The 17,525-nt window shown below is 65.3% G+C and carries 16 protein-coding genes; 9 read left to right on the forward strand and 7 right to left on the reverse strand.

All coding sequences use genetic code 11. From position 1 onward, the window contains the following. Positions 1 to 15: 15 nt before the first annotated feature. Positions 16 to 927, reverse strand: coding sequence for a glycosyltransferase family 2 protein (locus ACROUL_RS00750; RefSeq protein ID WP_431297653.1), 912 nt, complete (start codon positions 925 to 927; stop codon positions 16 to 18). A 173-nt stretch (positions 928 to 1,100) separates the two neighbouring features. On the opposite strand from ACROUL_RS00750, the gene ACROUL_RS00755 reads away from it, so the two are divergent. The 6 genes from ACROUL_RS00755 (at position 1,101) to aroC (ending at position 8,735) form a co-directional block, all read left to right on the forward strand. Then, on the forward strand, positions 1,101 to 1,853 hold the full coding sequence (locus ACROUL_RS00755; protein WP_431297654.1) for a hypothetical protein: 753 nt from the start codon (positions 1,101 to 1,103) through the stop codon (positions 1,851 to 1,853). Then, positions 1,801 to 2,796, forward strand: a complete 996-nt coding sequence (locus ACROUL_RS00760) for a hypothetical protein (RefSeq protein WP_431297655.1) — start codon at positions 1,801 to 1,803, stop codon at positions 2,794 to 2,796. The genes ACROUL_RS00755 and ACROUL_RS00760 overlap by 53 nt, the downstream gene beginning before the upstream one ends. Positions 2,797 to 2,854: 58 nt before the next feature. Then, positions 2,855 to 3,745, forward strand: a complete 891-nt coding sequence (locus tag ACROUL_RS00765) for a glycosyltransferase family 2 protein (protein ID WP_431297656.1) — start codon at positions 2,855 to 2,857, stop codon at positions 3,743 to 3,745. A 10-nt stretch (positions 3,746 to 3,755) separates the two neighbouring features. Further along, on the forward strand, positions 3,756 to 5,180 hold the full coding sequence (locus tag ACROUL_RS00770) for a hypothetical protein (RefSeq protein ID WP_431297657.1): 1,425 nt from the start codon (positions 3,756 to 3,758) through the stop codon (positions 5,178 to 5,180). Next, positions 5,180 to 7,489, forward strand: coding sequence for a sulfatase-like hydrolase/transferase (locus ACROUL_RS00775; RefSeq protein ID WP_431297658.1), 2,310 nt, complete (start codon positions 5,180 to 5,182; stop codon positions 7,487 to 7,489). The genes ACROUL_RS00770 and ACROUL_RS00775 overlap by 1 nt, the downstream gene beginning before the upstream one ends. Before the next feature lie 145 nt (positions 7,490 to 7,634). After that, positions 7,635 to 8,735 (forward strand): chorismate synthase, encoded by a 1,101-nt coding sequence (gene aroC, locus ACROUL_RS00780; RefSeq protein WP_431297659.1) that lies wholly within the window; start codon positions 7,635 to 7,637, stop codon positions 8,733 to 8,735. A 76-nt stretch (positions 8,736 to 8,811) separates the two neighbouring features. Here aroC and ACROUL_RS00785 read toward each other — a convergent pair whose 3' ends face one another. Then, positions 8,812 to 9,516, reverse strand: a complete 705-nt coding sequence (locus ACROUL_RS00785) for a helix-turn-helix transcriptional regulator (protein ID WP_431297660.1) — start codon at positions 9,514 to 9,516, stop codon at positions 8,812 to 8,814. Between the two features lie 73 nt (positions 9,517 to 9,589). Between ACROUL_RS00785 and ACROUL_RS00790 the strand changes: the two genes are divergently transcribed. Then, positions 9,590 to 10,210: a glutathione S-transferase family protein gene (locus tag ACROUL_RS00790; RefSeq protein ID WP_431297661.1), complete on the forward strand. Its 621-nt coding sequence runs from the start codon at positions 9,590 to 9,592 to the stop codon at positions 10,208 to 10,210. Between the two features lie 2 nt (positions 10,211 to 10,212). Here ACROUL_RS00790 and ACROUL_RS00795 read toward each other — a convergent pair whose 3' ends face one another. The 4 genes from ACROUL_RS00795 to ACROUL_RS00810 all read right to left on the reverse strand — a co-directional run bounded on the left by ACROUL_RS00795 (position 10,213) and on the right by ACROUL_RS00810 (position 13,958). Beyond that, a complete protein-coding gene (locus tag ACROUL_RS00795) occupies positions 10,213 to 11,103 on the reverse strand; it encodes a DMT family transporter (protein ID WP_431297662.1) in 891 nt (296 codons plus the stop codon). Between the two features lie 209 nt (positions 11,104 to 11,312). Then, entirely contained in the window at positions 11,313 to 11,600 is a 288-nt protein-coding gene (locus ACROUL_RS00800; RefSeq protein ID WP_305567952.1) for an HU family DNA-binding protein, read from the reverse strand. A 156-nt stretch (positions 11,601 to 11,756) separates the two neighbouring features. After that, positions 11,757 to 13,238, reverse strand: a complete 1,482-nt coding sequence (locus ACROUL_RS00805; protein ID WP_431297663.1) for an AMP nucleosidase — start codon at positions 13,236 to 13,238, stop codon at positions 11,757 to 11,759. A gap of 81 nt (positions 13,239 to 13,319) precedes the next feature. Beyond that, positions 13,320 to 13,958: a class I SAM-dependent DNA methyltransferase gene (locus tag ACROUL_RS00810; RefSeq protein ID WP_431297664.1), complete on the reverse strand. Its 639-nt coding sequence runs from the start codon at positions 13,956 to 13,958 to the stop codon at positions 13,320 to 13,322. 90 nt (positions 13,959 to 14,048) lie between these two features. Between ACROUL_RS00810 and ACROUL_RS00815 the strand changes: the two genes are divergently transcribed. Beyond that, positions 14,049 to 14,885: an SDR family oxidoreductase gene (locus tag ACROUL_RS00815; RefSeq protein ID WP_431297665.1), complete on the forward strand. Its 837-nt coding sequence runs from the start codon at positions 14,049 to 14,051 to the stop codon at positions 14,883 to 14,885. Between the two features lie 70 nt (positions 14,886 to 14,955). Here the strand turns inward: ACROUL_RS00815 and ACROUL_RS00820 are convergent, their stop codons facing one another. After that, positions 14,956 to 16,233, reverse strand: a complete 1,278-nt coding sequence (locus ACROUL_RS00820) for an ROK family protein (protein ID WP_431297666.1) — start codon at positions 16,231 to 16,233, stop codon at positions 14,956 to 14,958. A gap of 214 nt (positions 16,234 to 16,447) precedes the next feature. Here ACROUL_RS00820 and ACROUL_RS00825 point away from each other — a divergent pair, with 214 nt between their 5' ends. Beyond that, a complete protein-coding gene (locus tag ACROUL_RS00825; RefSeq protein ID WP_431297667.1) occupies positions 16,448 to 17,473 on the forward strand; it encodes a substrate-binding domain-containing protein in 1,026 nt (341 codons plus the stop codon). Positions 17,474 to 17,525 lie beyond the last annotated feature (52 nt).

Here is a 17,525-nt window from a genome sequence, read left to right on the forward strand (position 1 = left end):
TGCTGTCTGCCGAGGTTAGAACACATCGGCAAAGCGGGGGGGCAGCCGGTAAAGTTCCTTCGTACGTCCGCCGCCGAAGAAGGTGATCTTGCCGTCATGCAGATGCTGCTGGTCTTCGATCATCTTCTTGCGAAATTCGGGCAGTTCGGCGTCCTCGCGCACGGCACGCCCGGTGGACAGCCGCTGGAACGTCTCCAGATCCTTGCCCCAGGCCTTGCCCACATCGTCCAGCGGACGGTCGCCCGCCATGATGCTGCGCATTTCCTTTCGGCCCGCGAGCCGTTCGGTGACCATCGCATGATCGAAGAACCGCAGGTGGATCAGGTAAAGGTGCGGATCAAGGATGCGTGGCTGATGGGTATTGGCATGGCCGCCCACGGAAAAGCCGGTCTCGGCGCGCAGTATGCAGGGTTTGGCATAGTTGGCATTGGCACGAAACACCCGCCGTCGCGACAGGATCGTCGCGTCGTCGGACAAAGGCTCCGGTTCTTCCTCGGGGTTGTGCACCAGTTCAATGCCGAAGGGGCAGATCGACTTTGGCGCGGTGCGCGGATCATCGTAGCGGGCAAGATAGGTGCCGATGTCGGGCGCCACATCAGGATCGACGATCACCACCTCGTCGACATCGCCCACGATGAACCAGTTGTAATAGCGCAACATTCCCGCCGAGAACTGCGAGTTTATCGACCACCGCCGTCGCTCCATCCGCCACATCGAGGGGTCACGCGGAATACGGATGATGTTCGCACCTTCGGCGATACGCGCATGTTCGGGGTCGCCGCCATGCGACAGGACGTAGAGATGCTGGCGGCCAAACTGCCCGCCGTAATGATCCACCCAGCGCTGAAGAAAGAAATAATCCTTGTAAACCATCGTCATGGCCCCGCAGGCCACCTTTGTGGGGTCCATGATCGGGCGGGCGGCCATTCAGGGGTTTCCCTCGTTTCGACGGGTGCAGATCGGCTGGAACGCTACCATGCCGGTTCGCTTGGCATCAAGCGCCCGCCCGCCGCGTGCGATCACGACAAGCCGTGGGCTTGCGAAGCATGGTTCGGCCTTGCAAGATGCCAGGACCGCCTGACACCGGCGAGGGAGAAGCGATGCTGACACTCACCGAAAGCCTTCCCCCTGGCGCGCTGATCGGCGGCGAACGGAAGGCGCTGGCCGCCGTCGTCACGCAGACCGGCGGGCGCTGGTTTGCGGCCACGCCCGATGCGGTGGTGCGCGACGGTGATGCGATCACCGGCTGGCGCGACATGACGGGCGACGTGACCGCCGTAGCCGCCGCGCCAAACGGCGGCAACAGTCGGCTGGAGGCAGGCCCGCCTGGCGGACTTTCCTGCGAAGCGGGCATCCATTGCGGATTTGAGCTTGGCGATTTCGCGCCCAAGGTCGACCGCTTTACCGCCGCCGTCGTCTATACCTCGCCGCGCAACGAGGCGAAGACCCTGCTTGCCGTCCGCACGGGCGCATCGCGCAACGTGATCTACTTGACCGAAGCTGACGGTGTGCTGCAGGCCACCGACCGTGACGGCAGCTTTTCGGTTACCCTGCCGCTGTCTGCGGTTGGCGGCCCGACGCGGCTTGCGATCCTGTGCTACACCGGGCGCGGGATCGTCCTGCGCGCCGGAGGTCTTGTCGTTGCGGAAAACGGCCGTGCACCTGACATGAACCATCCCGGCACCTTCCTGATCGGCTGCCGATCAAGCCGCTCCGGCCTTGCAAAGACGCTGGGTGCCAGCCTGCTGCACGATGTGCTGTTCTGGCCTGACCGCGCGCTTCTGGCCTCTGACCTCGCTGATGACCATTCCGCGCTGGCGGCACTCGACCGCCACTACCGCTGGACGTATTGACGCCGTGACCAGCACCCCGCCACCCGTCCGCCCTCCGATGGATGTGCCCCCCGACCTTGGCCTTGACGCGACCGCAGGGGCCGATCGGTTCCGGGTGCAGGGCGACCATGCGGCGCTGTGGTTCGAGGCTGGGTCCGATGTGCTGATCGTCAGCTTCGACAATTTGGCCACGATCGACGAAGGCTGGCCACGCGGCCCGTGGCTGCATCACCGGCTTGCACCGTTGGGTCATTCGATCCTTGGCGTGCAAAGCCACGCTAAGGACTGGTTTCGCCAGCCAACCGCCCCGGCCTTGCTACAGGGTCTGGAACAGCGCGGCTTCTTTCACCGGTTCCGCAAGATCATCCTGATGGGCGCGTCAATGGGCGGCTTTGCCGCGCTGAACTTTGCGCCGCTGATCCCCGAGGCGCGCGTGCTTGCCTTCAGCGCGCAATCGACGATGAACAAGACCATCGCGCCGTTCGAGGCCCGCTTTCCCTTCGCGGTGCGAAAATCGAACTGGGAAGGGATGCCGTTTCTCGATACTGCCGCCGCCATTCCCTACATCCGCAAGGCAGTGCTTCTTTATGACCCGCACACCCCCGAAGACCGCGCCCATGCGGCGCGGATGGACGGGGCGAACGTGCAGCACGTCCACCTATCGCATGGCACGCACGAGGCGATCCGTGTCGTGCTGAAGGCCGGTGCGCTTCCGGCCCTCCTGTCGGACATGATCGACCATGATGCCGTCGGGCATGGTTTTTTCACCGCCATGCGCGCCCGGAAAGCGGTGCCGAAATGGCAGCGGGCGATCCTTGCCAATGCAGCCGCACGGGGCCATCCAAAGCTTGTGGTGCAAGCGGCGGATGCCATCCTGCGTGCCTCAGGTGGCGGCAGCGGCGACGACCTCGCCTTTGCGCGCCGTGCCCGTCGCACAGCGGGCAATATGCTTGCCGAAGGCTAGGCCCATGTGCAAAAGCCGTGCTATGCGGGTGGCGAATACGGCAAGGGAAGCATAGCCGATGGATCCGACACGCGCGCCGATGTGCGCCATGACAATGGTTGGCGGCGACCACTTCTTCCTGCAACGCTGGGTCGATTACTATGGTCGTCATCTTGGCCGTGAAAACCTCTATATCCTCAGCCACGGCGGCGATCCCGAACACAAGCGCATCGCCGATGGCGCCAACGTCATCTATCTGCCCTTCGATCCGACGCGCGACTGCTTCAACCAGCGGCGCTGGCAAATGCTGTCGCGGGTGACCTCGGGCTTCACCAACTTCTACAACTGGGTGCTGGTCGGCGACGTGGACGAGATCGTAGCCGTCGATCCCGACGTGTCGGACAATCTGGTCAACTACATCGCCAGCCTGCCCGAAAAACGCGGCCCGAAGGTCATTACCCCCTTTGCGATAGAAATGGTCCACAACCCGACACTGGAGCCCGAGGCGATCACACCTGACCGCAACATACTGGACGTGCGCCGGATCTTCCGGCTGAACGCCAATTATGCCAAACCCTGCATCACCGCGACAAAGCTCGATATCGTGCCCGGTGGCCATTTCGCCAGCCACCCCGACCTGTACCTTGACCCGCATCTTTACCTCTTTCACCTGCGCTTCATCGACTACGGCATGACCGAAGGCCGTCTCGCCACCCGCCGCGCCCAGCGCCAGATCCAAAGCGGTGCCTTGGGCGAGGTGGATCGGCAAAAGACCGGCTGGGATACCGCATGGGATACCTACTCCGCCCTGTCGAAGCAGACGCCGCGCGCTGAGACGATTGATTTTCCTGACTTTCGCAAGGAAATGGTCGATGGCTGGCGTCCGAAGAAAGAGGTCTATTGGGCTCCGGGCGGTGCCCGGCCGAAAGGTGTCTACAAACTGCCCGAACGCTTTGCCCGCCTGTTCTGAAGGACCGCTGATGCCCGACCAACCTTCCCCCGCCAAGACCGGCACCTTGCTGCGCGCGGCGAACGGCGACGTGATCGGCTATGATGAAAGCGGCCTGATCCTGCACCTTGCCGACCGGGTGATTGTCGATATCGCGGCCCGCCTGCCCCCGCCGCCTGCCGCCCCCGAAAAGCCGGTGCCGCAGCCGCTGCCAGACGATCTCGACATCTGGTCGGTTCAGCACGACGGCGACTGGACTCACTTTCACGGCAACCTGCCCGGCGGCGACAGCGCGCGTGCCTACCGCCGCCACGCCGCCGGTGGCGGAATGATCGCCGAAGCGCGTGGCCCGCTCCTTGCGCTTCTTGCAATCGGCGGCGCGCGTGCGGCGCTGGCCTCGCCCGGCCCGGCTCGCTTTCCCTACCACGTCGTGACGCCCGCCGATGACATCGGCGCTGTCGGCATGGCGGGCGACGGCAGCGCACCTGCGACTGCCCTGTTGCAGAACCTGACCGAACTGACCCACGAGGCGTTGATTGCCGACGCACTTCTTGCACGGCGGCGCGAGGCCAGCCTGTCACTGCCGCTGTTCTTCGTCCGCGCCGAAACCGACCGCGCCGCCGGTGCCGCCGACCTCGCCTTCGGCGAGGCGCTGGCAAATTTCAATCGCGCGCTTGCCAACCTGAAAGCCGCCGCTGCCAGCCTCGGAACGACCGCGCAGGTTCTGGCCGTCACCCTCGATTTCGTTCTCGAGGACGTCACGGGCGATCCGATTGCCTACCGCGACGGGATGATTGCCCTGATGGAACGCATCACCCAAAGCCTCGGCCGACACGGTCTTGCGCGCCCGATCTTCCTTGCAGCCTTCGATTGCGGCACCCACAGCATCACCGAAGGCCCCGCCCTGACCGGCCAGTGGGAACTTGCGTGGAACCATGCCGACCACCGGCTGCACTTCACCGCGCCAAGCTATGCCCTCCCGATCGACGATACGGGCCGCCTTACCGACGAAGGCCGCCGCCTGAAGGCACAGATCGCCGCCGAAGCGCTGGTTGCCCTCCAAGCCGAAGACCGCTGGGACTGTCCGACGATCCAGCTTGCCGAACGCCACGGCGACGACATCCGCCTTGTCTGCGACAGCGCCTCACCTTTGGTGATCGACCCTTCCGATCCCTTTGCCGCCGGTCCCTGCGCCGGATTCCACCTGTCCGGGGTGACCAACGGCGCCACGTTGCGCGCGGCCGAAGTTGACGCCGACGATCCGAAATCCGTGCGATTGCGCCTTACCCGCCGCCCCGAAGGCGACGACATCCATGTCGCCTACGCGCATGGCGCCGCCCCGCATCCCGGCCCCTTCCCGGCCAACCGTGGTGCGCTGCGCGACACCTGGTCGGCCAACGGCATGCACCGCTGGGCGCTGCCCGCACGGCTGCGACTAACCGACGGCCAAGCCTGATGCCCTTTACCGCCGAGGCGATCGCGCAAGACAACATCTGCGTCATCTGGGTCGATGACATGATTGACGTCTTCACCTGGCGCAATTCCTTCGGCATCGAAATCCAGACCCCGAACCTCGACCGCCTGCTGAACCGGGGCATCCGCTTTGCCAACGCCTACGCCACGATCCCGCTTTGCGCGCCCTGCCGGGCCGAACTTGCCACTGGTCTGTCGCCATTCCGCACCGGTCTGGTCGACCTCAACCGGTTCTGGCGCCAGGTTCTGCCACCGGAAAAGGCATGGGCCTACGATCTGCGCCGCGCGGGGTTCTACACCTTCACCACCGGCAAAGTGGACGCCACCTACCGCCCGATGCCGGAACGCTATCGCCGCGTGCTTTTCCACGAGGATGTCCCAGCGCAAGACAGCGGCACGCGCACCAAGGTGAACTACTACCTCGACCGCGGCCCCGGCATTGCCGGTATCAACCACCCCAACGACGACGGCTCGCAGGACGACCTGTTCTACGACCATTCCGTCGCCCAAAACGCGATCGACTTCGTTGGTCGCGCGAACACTTCGCGCCGCCACCTGATCCAGCTTGGCTTCAAGCACCCGCACTACAACCTTGAATGTCCCGACCGCTTCTACGCGCAATACGATGCCGCCGCGATCCGGTGGCCCGATATCGCCCACGCCGATGATTACCACGGGCCCCAACCCGGCTTCGCGGTCTATGAGGCGGCCTACATCGCCAACGGCACCTGGACGCCCGAAAAATCCGGTGACGAGGCTTGGCGGCAGGTCGTGCGCGCCTATTTCGCCGCGATCAGCCATGTCGACGATGAGATCGGCCGCTTCCTGACCGCTCTCGAAGCTTCGCCGCTAGGGCAGAACACCACGGTCATCTTCCTCTCAGACAATGGCTTCAACCTCGGCAACCACGATAGCTTTCACAAGATGAGCCAGTGGGACTCTGCCGCCCACGTCCCGTTCGGCATCTGGAGCCCACGGATGGACGCTGGCCGCCTTGAAGACCTGCCAATTTCGCTGCACAACTTTCCGAAAACCATCATGCAGCTCGCGGGTTTGCCCCCGCGCCCCGACTGGGTGTCCGGTCAAAGCCTGCTGCCGCTGATCGACCCGTCCTTCGGCAGTTTCGACACCACGAAATCCCCGATCACCTCGGTGTTCGGCACCCTTTCGGTCCGTCCCTCGGTCAAGGGCTATCGCAACCTCCGCTACTTCCGCTACCCCAACGGCGAGGAGCATGTCTACGATGTCGTCGCCGACCCGGGCGAGACGGAAAACCTTGCCGCCACCGCGCCGATGGATTTCCTGCGCGCCGAACTGGTGCGGGGCGCGCTCGACCTCGGCCTCGACCTGCGCGGATTCGAAAACCCGGCAGATGGCGTCAATGCCATGATGGCGGTGGACGGCTCGGTCGTCCTCGAAGGCCGCCGCGGCAACGACAACTACTGGGCCTACGGCGCCGAGGTCGAGAAGATCCGCGAGGCAAAGGACGGCGGGACCGACACGCTGTGGTACATGGGCGGCCCTGATGGCTATGTCCTCCACTGCCCGATGAATGTGGAAAACATCCGCATCGCCACCGTTGTCGCCCGTCACGAAGACCCCGCCGCCGCAAAACAGGAGGCCCGCACCCTCCGCATCGTCGCGCATCCCGACAGCCCGATCACCTTCGAGACGACCGAACGCGTTTTGGTTGACGTGCGCGGTTCACGCGGGAACGATGTGATGATCGGCCCGAAATACGGCGGTGCGATCTTTCACGGCGGTGATGGCGACGACCGGCTGATCGCGATTTCGGCGTCCGAAGCCTCGCGCCACCAGTTCTTCGGCGGTGCCGGCAACGATTATCTCCTCGGCGGAGGCGGGCGCGATACGCTCGACGGCGGTACCGGCAACGATACGATCATCGGCACCGCCGCCCGCAACCTGATCCGCGCCGGACACGGCAATGACCTCGTGGTGGACGGCGACGGATCTTCCGTCATCCACACCGGCCCCGGCCGCAACCGCATCCACCTTGGCGGCGGAAACGACACCGTCCACGCCGGCACCGGCATCAACCACATCGACCCTGGCCCCGGCGCGGTCGTCTTCATCCTCGCCTACGGCGGCGTCACCCACGTCAGCCAGTGGACTGAAAGCCAGGTCTACGACCTCACCGCCTGGCCAAGACCCCCCACCGTCACCCGCCGCCCCGACGGCGCGGTCGACGTTACCCTCGGCCTTTCCGTCCTTCGCATCGTCGGCGTCCCCTCAACCCACGACCTCGCCCCCCAGATCAAGCAAGGTTCCTGACCCAGGGGCTTCCTCTTCTCCAAATATCCCACGGGGGGTGTGGGGGGTGTGAAACCCCCCACACGCTGGCCACATGCGGCACCAGTTTCCCATTTATCCCCTGCCACGTATCGCTTATGCCTCGCACGAAGCCACGGAGCGAACGATGAGCCTCAACACCTTCGGCCACCTCTTCCGCGTCACCACCTGGGGCGAAAGCCACGGACCGGCCATCGGCTGCACAGTCGACGGCTGTCCACCGGGCATCGCCCTTGCCGAAGCCGATATCCAGCCCTGGCTCGACCGGCGCAAACCCGGACAGAACAAATACACCACCCAGCGGCAGGAGGCGGACGAGGTTCGTATCCTGTCGGGCGTGTTCGAGGGCGTGACGACCGGCACGCCGATCCAGCTGATGATCGAAAACACCGACCAGCGGTCCAAGGATTACGGCGATATCGCGCAGTCGTTCCGGCCGGGGCATGCCGACATCACCTACCACCAGAAATACGGGGTGCGTGATTATCGGGGCGGCGGTCGGTCGTCGGCGCGCGAGACTGCGGCGCGGGTTGCGGCGGGAGGTGTGGCGCGCAAGGTGCTGGCAAGCCTCGCGCCGTTGGTCAAAATCACCGGCTACATGGTCCAGATGGGGCCGCACCAGATCGACCGCAGCCGGTTCGACGCGGCCGAGATCGAGCGCAACCCGTTCTGGACGCCGGACCCGCAGGCTACCGCCGATTGGGCGGTGTATCTGGACGAGCTGCGGAAATCCCATAACTCGGTCGGGGCGATCATCGAGGTGGTGGCGGAGGGTGTGCCGGCTGGCTTGGGCGCGCCGCTTTATGGCAAGCTGGACAGCGATCTGGCGGCGGCGATGATGTCGATCAACGCGGTCAAGGGCGTGGAGATTGGCGAGGGGATGGCAGCGGCCGCCCTGACCGGGGTGGAGAATGCCGACGAGATCCGGATGGGGCCAGATGGGCCGGAGTATCTGTCGAACCATGCCGGGGGGATCCTTGGGGGCATCTCGACCGGGCAGCCGGTGGTGTGCAGGTTTTCGGTGAAGCCGACCTCTTCGATCCTGACGCCGAGGCAGACGATCACCTCGGGTGGGGCTGAGACGGACCTGATCACCAAGGGGCGGCATGATCCTTGCGTGGGCATCCGGGCGGTGCCGGTGGGCGAGGCGATGATGGCTTGTGTTATCCTTGACCACCTGCTGCTGGACCGGGGGCAGACCGGGGGGGTCCGGGGGCACATCGGGTGATGTCCCACGGTGGGACATTTTTCGAACCCAGTGAAATCAAAGGCTTGGTTTCGAATTTAGCGACCTGTTAACACTTTCACGTCGACGGCGTGGCTCTTGGCCCCGCCCGCATCTGTGCCAGAAACTCGCGTAGCAATGGCACGCGGCGGGGACGGAAGCTTTCGTCGGTGCGTATCACCGCTTCCATCATGCCCAGCTTGAAACGGCGGAAATCCTGCCGCAGGCAGCACCAGCCGAGGCACATCAGCTCGCGGTCCAGAAACACCACGCTCAGGGGCCAGATGCGCCGATCAGTCAGCGCGCCCACCTTGTCGCGGTAGCGGATGTCGAGTGCGCGTTCCTCCCACGCCGCTTCGCGGATCAGGGCCAGATGCGGCGGCGCGGGCGGGCGCTTTTCGAAGCGGTAGGTCTGTAGGACCGAATGCATCGCCTGCCGCTGCACCCGTTCGGGCAGCGTCGCCACGATCTTGGCCTGCGCTGCGGCCGCAGCCTTGGCCAAGGCCGGATCGCCCGCCATCCGCACCTCGGCCAGCCCGAGGACCAGCGCCTCCACCTCCAGCCGGGTGAACATCTGCGGTGGCAGGGCGGGGTCTTCGGTCAGGGTGTAGCCGACGCCCGCCGCGCCGTCGATCAGGGCACCGCCGGCGCGCAGGGCATCAATGTCTCGGTAGAGCGTGCGTTCCGACACGCCGGTTTCTTCGGCCAGACGCGCGGCCGTTACCGGCTGCGGCAGCAGGCGCATGGCGGTCAAGAGGCGGAAAAGACGGTCGGCGCGGGGCATGGGTTCCTGACGGATTCTGGCAGGAGGGGTTCAGTATTCTCATCCGCATGGAAAACGCAAAAGGAGAATTGCCATGCTGACCTTCATCCATTCACCGAACTCGCGCTCTTCGGCGATCCTGACGCTGATCGAGGAAATTGGGATACAGGATCGGGTCGAGACCCGCATCGTTGACATCGCTCGGTTCGATGGGTCGGGCCGCCGCGACCCGGCAAACCCGCACCCGGAAGGCAAGGTGCCGGCGCTGGTGCATGATGGGCAGGTGATCACCGAACGCGGCGCGATCATGCTGCACCTGTGCGGGCTGTTTCCCGACAGCGGGCTGTCACCGAAACCCGGCACGCCGGAGTGGGGCGTCTTTGCAAGCTGGCTGACGTGGTATCAGGGCGTGTTAGAGCCGGTTCTGATCCATTCATTCGCCAATCTGTCGCACCCGGCGCTGACCGCAACCTTTCGCGGACCGGAGGAGGCGACGGCGCGCATCCGTGCGGCCTTGGAAAAGGGGCCGTGGCTGATGGGTGAACAATATTCCGCCGCCGACCTTCTGGTGCATTCACCCTATGCCTGGTTCAAGGATCTTACGCCCGATGACGCCGTGATCCGAGACTGGGTGGCCCGCTGCATGGCACGCCCCGCACGGCAGAGGGCGCTGGAGGCGGATGCGGCCATGAATGCGGGCCAGACCGCAGCCTGACGTCAGGCGGGCGGAGGTTCGGCCTTCGCCCCCTGCATCCGCGCCAGTTGCACGGCAAGGATGCCTGCCATCACGATCACGACGCCCAGCATGTCGAGCGCGCGAATGGATTCGCCGAGGAGAAGCGCCGCGATCAACACACCGAAAAACGGGTTGAGGAAGTGGAACGCCGAGGCGCGAACCGTACCGATCCTGCCGACCAATGAGAACCAGAGCAGCGTGGCGGTCAGGCCGGGGATCAGGATCTGGTAGGCAAAGGCGGCGACCAGAGAGGGCGACCAGCGGATGAAAAGCGTCTCTGTTCCTGCAGAAACGAGGCCGAGGACCAGCGCACCGACCAGCATCTGCAGGCCGACGATCATCAGGAGGTTGCCGCCCGAGGTGGCGCCGCGCAAGGTAAGGGTGGCGACGGCAAGTGCCACCGCGCCCGCGACGCACAGGGCGATGCCCACCGGATCGGCCCCGCCGGAAATCCGCGTGCCCATGATCAGCCCGACGCCCGCCATGCCGACGACCAGCCCGGCGACGCCCAGCGCCGGCACCTTCTGGCGCAGGAATATCCAGCCCAGCGCCGCGACGATCAATGGCATCGAGGCGGCGATGATGGCGGCCAGCGACGCCTCGACCGTCTGCATCGCGACGAAGTTGAGGCCAAGGTAGAGCGCATTCTGGCACAGGCCGAACACGATGACAGACCGTGCCTGCGGCCGTGTCAGCCGCCATGTCTGGCCCAGCGCGCGGGCGATGACCACGGCGAGGAGGCCCGAGATCAGGAAGCGCAGGCAAAGCGAGGCAAGGGGCGGCGCGTGGGCCACGATCACCCGCGCGGTGGCAAAGGCCGAAGACCACATCAGCGCGAAGGCCGTGCCCATCAGGATTGCGCGAATGTCCACGTGTGGTCCCCCGGCTTAGGCCTTGGGGCTACAGGGCGGCGGCGGCGCGGTCAACCGGCGGCGGCTCCCACAGCTCGATCGGGTTGCCTTCGGGGTCGCCGGCGCGAAAGAAGATGCCGCCGATGCCGGTAACATGTGCCATGCCCACCCCCGAATGCAAAAGGGCCGCCCAGGGCGACCCTCCCACGTCCGATGCCTTGCGGCAAGGATCAGCCGTTGACGATGTCTTTCAGCGACTTCGCGATGGCGAACTTCACCTGCTTGTCGGCAGGCTTCATCATCGTCTCGCCGGTGGCGGGGTTGCGGACCTGACGCTCGGGACGGGCCTTGCAGGCAACCTTGCCCAGACCCGGCAGCGTGATCGCGCCGCCAGCGGCAACTTCACGCGCCACAACGGCGGCGATCGCATCCAGAGCGGCAGAAGCGGTCTTCTTGTCGCCGCCCATTTCGTCGGCCACGGCGGCCACAAGCTGCGTCTTGGTCATCGGTTTGGACATTGGATCATCCTTTATGGTTATAATTGCAAAAGCCGGCCCGCGAGCGCAGGCAACGGCCCCCTCGTGAACGAGGCCACCGTCCAAACACACAGTTTCCGGCCCGAAATCAACCCCCGAACCGTAACTGTCCCCCGATTTAGCGCGTTTTTCAGCGGCTCAGAGGAAGGCGGTTTCCTCGAAACTGCGCAACTTCCGGCTGTGCAGGCGGCCCAGCGGCGTGTCGCGCAGCCGTTCCATCGCGCGGATGCCGATCTGAAGGTGGCGGCTTACCTGGGTCTTGTAGAACTCGGACGCCATGCCCGGTAGCTTCAATTCGCCGTGCAAGGGCTTGTCGGAAACGCACAGAAGCGTGCCGTAGGGAACGCGAAAACGAAAGCCGTTGGCGGCGATGGTGGCCGACTCCATGTCGAGCGCCACGGCGCGCGATTGCGACAGGCGGCGGACGGGGCCGGACTGGTCGCGCAGCTCCCAGTTGCGGTTGTCGATGGTGGCCACGGTGCCGGTGCGCATGATGCGCTTCAACTCATACCCCTCAAGCTGGGTGACGTCGGCCACCGCCTGCTCCAACGCGATCTGGATTTCCGCCAGCGCGGGGATCGGCACCCAGACGGGCAGATCGTCGTCCAGCACATGGTCGTCGCGGAGATAGGCGTGGGCGAGGACGAAATCGCCAAGGCTCTGGCTGTTCCTGAGGCCTGCACAGTGCCCCACCATCAGCCAGGCGTGGGGGCGCAGCACGGCGATGTGGTCGGTCGCGGTCTTGGCGTTCGACGGGCCGACGCCGATGTTGACCAGCGTGATGCCCTGCCCATCGGCTCGCTTCAGATGGTAGGTCGGCATCTGCGGCAGCTTGGTCAGCGGCAGGATCACGCCATCGGGTGTCGTGATCTCCTGGTTCCCGGTTGCCACGAAGGCGGTGTAGCCGCTGGTGGGGTCGGCCAGCGCGGTTCGGGCAAAGGCCTCGAACTCTTCGATGTAGAACTGGTAGTTCGTGAAGAGGACGTGGTTCTGGAAATGCCGCGGGTCGGTGGCGGTGTAATGCGTCAGCCGCGCGAGGCTGTAGTCCACGCGCTGTGCGGTGAATGGTGCCAATGGCGCCGAGCCATCGGCATAATGCGTCATCATGCCATTCACGATGTCATCGTTCGTGGTGGCCAGGTCCGGCACGTCAAAGATGTCGCGCAGCGAGAAGTCCATCACGCCTTCCTGCGGCACCGACACATCGGGATTGCCCGCCACGGCAAAATGCACCGGAATTGGTGTCGACGATGGCCCGATGTCCACCGATACGCCGTGGTTTTCGATCAGAAGCTCGATCTGCTGCACCAGATAGTTGCGAAAGAGGTCGGGCCGCGTGACGGTCGTGGCATAGGTGCCGGGGCTGGACACGTGGCCAAAGGACAGGCGCGAGTCGATCTTGTCGAAGCTGGTCACTGTCAACCGGATTTCGGGGTAGAAGGCCCTGATCCGCGCGCCGGGGCGGCCCTTGGTCACCGTCTCGCTGAAATGCCGGGCGAGGAAGGCCGTCGCCTCGGCATACAACTCCTCCAGCAGCGCCACCGCTTCGTTGGCATCGGTAAAGCTGACCGAGGCGCGGGGTGGCGGGCAAAGGGTGGCGGTCTGGGCGTCGTCCTGCATCGGTGGTCCTGCGTTTTGATCGGGCATATAAGCCCGAACCCCTAGCGCTTCGCAAGTGACGCCGTCATGACGGGGCCTGCGTCAGGTCACCCGAAAGAGCGCGATCAGCGCCCGGTCGGCCGCGTGATCGGCATCCACGGCGGCGGCTGCCGCACCATAGACCTCGACCTCGATCAGGTGGAGGTCGGCAATCCGCCCGGCCTGCGAAAGCCCGTCAAGGGCGCGGTCAAACCCGGCCTTGGTCCAGACCCGCCGGTTGATCGACAGCGCCACCTGTGCTGAAGGCATGGCCACGTCCAGCAGGTTTGGCAGCGCCTCGGGCCCCACGTGCCCTGCAGTGAAGGTGCCGGAACTGACGATGCCGCGATACTGCCGAGGCAGGGCCAGCGGGCGGGTGATGTCGGCCTGCACCAGCGCGCGGTAGACATGCTTTTCAGCCGCACGCGCCAGCATCTCGGGCGAAAAGTCCACGCCGTCGATCGGGGCGTGAAACCCCATGCCGCGCAACCGTTCAGCCAGCAGCCCGGTGCCTGCGCCCACATCCAGAACCGGGCCTGCGCCGCCGCTGCCAAGAAAGGCCGCCGCGACATGCGCAGGCAGCAGATATTCCATCCCTTCGGCAAAGCCGCTGTCGTAGTTGGCGGCCCAGTCGCGGTAGTAGGCAAGGCAGGCCTCCGGCCCGGTCAACCCCAGTGCGCCTTTCAAGCTGTGATCTGCCATCGCCATCCCCGCTTTGGGCAAGCATGATCCCGCTTTTTCAATGCCGCAAGTCCCTTGCGCCCGCCCCGCCGCCCCCCGATAGTTGCGGGCATGTCAACGCTTCTCTCCCTTGGTCACGGCTATTCGGCCCAAGCCCTCGCCCGCCGCCTTCTGCCACAAGGCTGGACGGTGATCGGCACCACCCGCAGCCCCGCCAAGGCCGAGGCGCTGCGCCGCGACGGAGTGGAACCGCTGCTCTGGCCCGGCGACCTTGGCCCTGCCCTAGCGCGCGCCACGCATGTCCTTGCCTCTGCCGCGCCCGATGCGGCGGGCGATCCGTTCCTTGCCGCCGTTCCCGAAATGGCCGCGGCGCGGCCAGAGTGGGTGGGCTACCTTTCCACCACCGGGGTCTACGGCGACCATCAGGGTGGCTGGGTGGATGAGAACACAGCCCTCACCCCCAGTTCCGACCGAGGCCGCTGGCGTGTGCTGGCCGAAGCGCAATGGCGCGCGACGGGGCTGCCGGTGCATATCTTCCGGCTAGCGGGCATCTATGGCCCCGGTCGCGGGCCGTTCGAAAAGGTGCGCGACGGCACCGCGCGGCGGATCATCAAGCCGGGGCAGGTGTTCAGCCGCTGCCATGTCGATGATATCGCGCTGGTGCTGGAAACCTCGATCCGCAAGCCGGCACCCGGCACCGCCTACAACGTCTGCGACGACAACCCCGCCCCGCCCGAAGACGTGCTGGGCTATGCCGCGCGCCTGCTTGGCCTGCCGGAACCGCCCGCGGTCGATTTCGACACTGCGGACATGACGCCGATGGCGCGCAGCTTTTACAGCGAATCGAAAAAGGTCAGGAACGACCGCATCCGCATCGACCTTGGCGTGCGGCTGCTTCACCCCAGCTATCAGGCGGGGCTTGCAGCGCTTCTTGACGCTGAATCCTGACCCGGCTTCCTCTTCTCCAAATATCCCACGGGAGGTCTGGAGGGTGTGAAACCCTCCAGTCCCACGCTGGCTACTGCGCCGCGATTTCCCGTGCGGGCGCCAGAATCGCCTCGCTGACCGCCGACAGCGCCAGCGCCGCCGCGCCATGCGCCCACAAAAGATCCCCCCAGGCGTGGATCTCGATGGGGGGGCGGGGGCGTCCGGTGTTGATCGCCAGATTGTCCATCTCGGCCAGTGTTTCGGCGGCGTAAAGGTAGTCATACCGCATCCGCTCGCCCGACAAGATGATGAGGGCGGGGTCGAAAAGGTTGATCACGTTCGAAAGCCCGACCGCCAGATAGCGCCCTGCGCGGCGAAAGATCGACCGCGCGGTGGCGTTGCCGGCCTTGGCGTGGTCATAGAGGCTTTCCAGCAGGACCGCGATCGACTGGCCCTCCTTGTGGCCCCAGTTCAGCGCCGTCGTCGCCTCGCGCGCCAAGGCGTAGTCGGCAACATAGGCCTCAAGGCAGCCGCGCTGCCCGCAGCGGCAGAGCGCACCGTCAAGCTGCACCTTGGTGTGGCCCAGTTCCATCCCCAAGCGTTGAGCGCCGCGGTAGATGCGGTGGTTCATCACAAAGCCCATGCCGACGCCGTGTTCGATGGTCACGACCGCGAAATCCGACAGCGCACGACCGGCGCCGAACCACAGTTCGGCCAGCGCCACGAGGTTGGCGTCGTTGTCGATGGTCACCGGCAGGCCCAGCCGCGCCCCGGCGGCGGCGGCCAGCGGCACCGCGCGGTCGACCAGCACCGAGGACCAAAGCACCACGCCTTCGGCCACGTCGACAAACCCGGGAACGCCGATGCCGACGGCCGACAGGTCGCTGCGCGCCATGCCTGCCTTGGCGCAGACCCGGTTCAGAAGCGCCTCGATCGCGTCAAGGATTTCGGCCACCGACATCGGGCCGGGGCGGCGCGGGATCACGTCGTCGGCGATCAGGTTGCCCGCGAAATCGACGATCACGGCGGTATGTTCGCGGTCCGACAGCTTCATGCCCGCGACATGATGGGCGTCGGCGCGCACGCCCAGCGCCACCGCCGGGCGGCCTCGACCGACCTCGCCGTCGCGGGGGGCGGCGACCTCTTCGATCAGTCCGGCGGCGATCAGTTCAAGGGTCAGCGTCGTGACGGTGGCCGGGCTGATGCCCAGATCCTTGGCGACCTGCACACGGGGAATCAGACCCGCCGCCCGCACCTGTTCAAAGACCTGCTGGCGGAGAGGGCGCTGGTTGTCCTGCAGGGCGGGAATCAGCGGGCCAACGCCCTTGCGGCCGTCTGATCCTGCTGTCCTGACCGCGCGGGCCGCCATTTCTTTGGTCTCCGAAGGAAAAATGCTGAAATCTCTCGTTTTGCGCCTGCAGAATGCTGCGTGGCAGCACGAAAACGGTCAATCTGCGGGCGAGTCCAAGATTGACCGTTATTTTTATTTTGACAACTGAAATTATTCGCGGCACTTTTCCGCCCGTTCCGGCGAATCTGCCGGGCCGGCCATGCGCTGGCCGATATCCATAGGGAGGATACTTATGCGTACCGCAATTCTCGCCGCCATCGTGGCGGTGACTGGCTTCTCGTCGGCTGCTTTGGCTGAAGGCAAGAAGATCGGCGTTTCCTGGGCTCAGTTTCAGGAAGAGCGCTGGAAGATCGACGAAGCGGCCATGAAGGCTGCTATCGAAGCGGCTGGCAACGAGTACGTCTCGGCCGACGCCCAAGCCTCTGCTGAAAAGCAGCTGTCGGACATCGACGCGCTGATCGCTCAGGGCGTTGACGCGCTGATCATCAACGCCTGGGACAAGGACGCCATCGGGCCGGCCATCGAGAAAGCCGCTGCCGAAGGTATCCCGGTTGTGGGTTACGACCGTCTGATCGAAGACGCCCGTACCTTCTATCTGACGTTCGACAACGTCGGCGTTGGCCGGATCATCGCACAGGAAGTCTTCAAGGTGGCGCCGAAGGGCAACTACGCGATCATCAAGGGCGACCCGGGTGACCCGAACGTCGGCTTCCTGCGTCAGGGCATGGAAGAAGTCATCGGTGCGGCTGTTGCCTCGGGCGACATCGTGATCGTCGGCGAAGCAAACTCGGACGGCTGGAAGCCTGAGAATGCCCAGAAGAACATGGAGCAGATCCTGACCGCCGCCAACAACAAGGTGGACGCGGTTCTGGCGCAGAACGACGGCATGGCCGGTGGCGCTGCTGCTGCTCTGGCCGCTCAGGGCCTGAACGTTCCGCTGGGTGGCCAGGACGGCGACCTTGCTGCGATCAACCGTGTCGCACGCGGCACGCAGACCGTTTCGGTCTGGAAGAACGCGCGTGACCTCGGCAAGTCGGCTGGCGAAATCGCCGGCATGCTGGCTGACGGCACCGCACTGGACGCCATCCCGGGCGCGTCCAAGTTCTCGGGCGGCGAGAAGGGCGTTGAAATGAACGCAATCCTTCTGAACCCGACCCCGATCACCAAGGACACGCTGAACCTGGCGATCGACGCAGGCCACATCTCGAAAGAGGCGGCTTGCGAGGGTGCCATGGAAGGCGTCGCTGCTTGCCAGTGATCTAGGCTGATTTTCCGGCGCCGCCCGAATGGGTGGCGCCGGAACCTTCTTT

The organism is Tabrizicola sp. BL-A-41-H6, from assembly GCF_050632395.1.
GTDB lineage: Bacteria > Pseudomonadota > Alphaproteobacteria > Rhodobacterales > Rhodobacteraceae > JAUYQR01.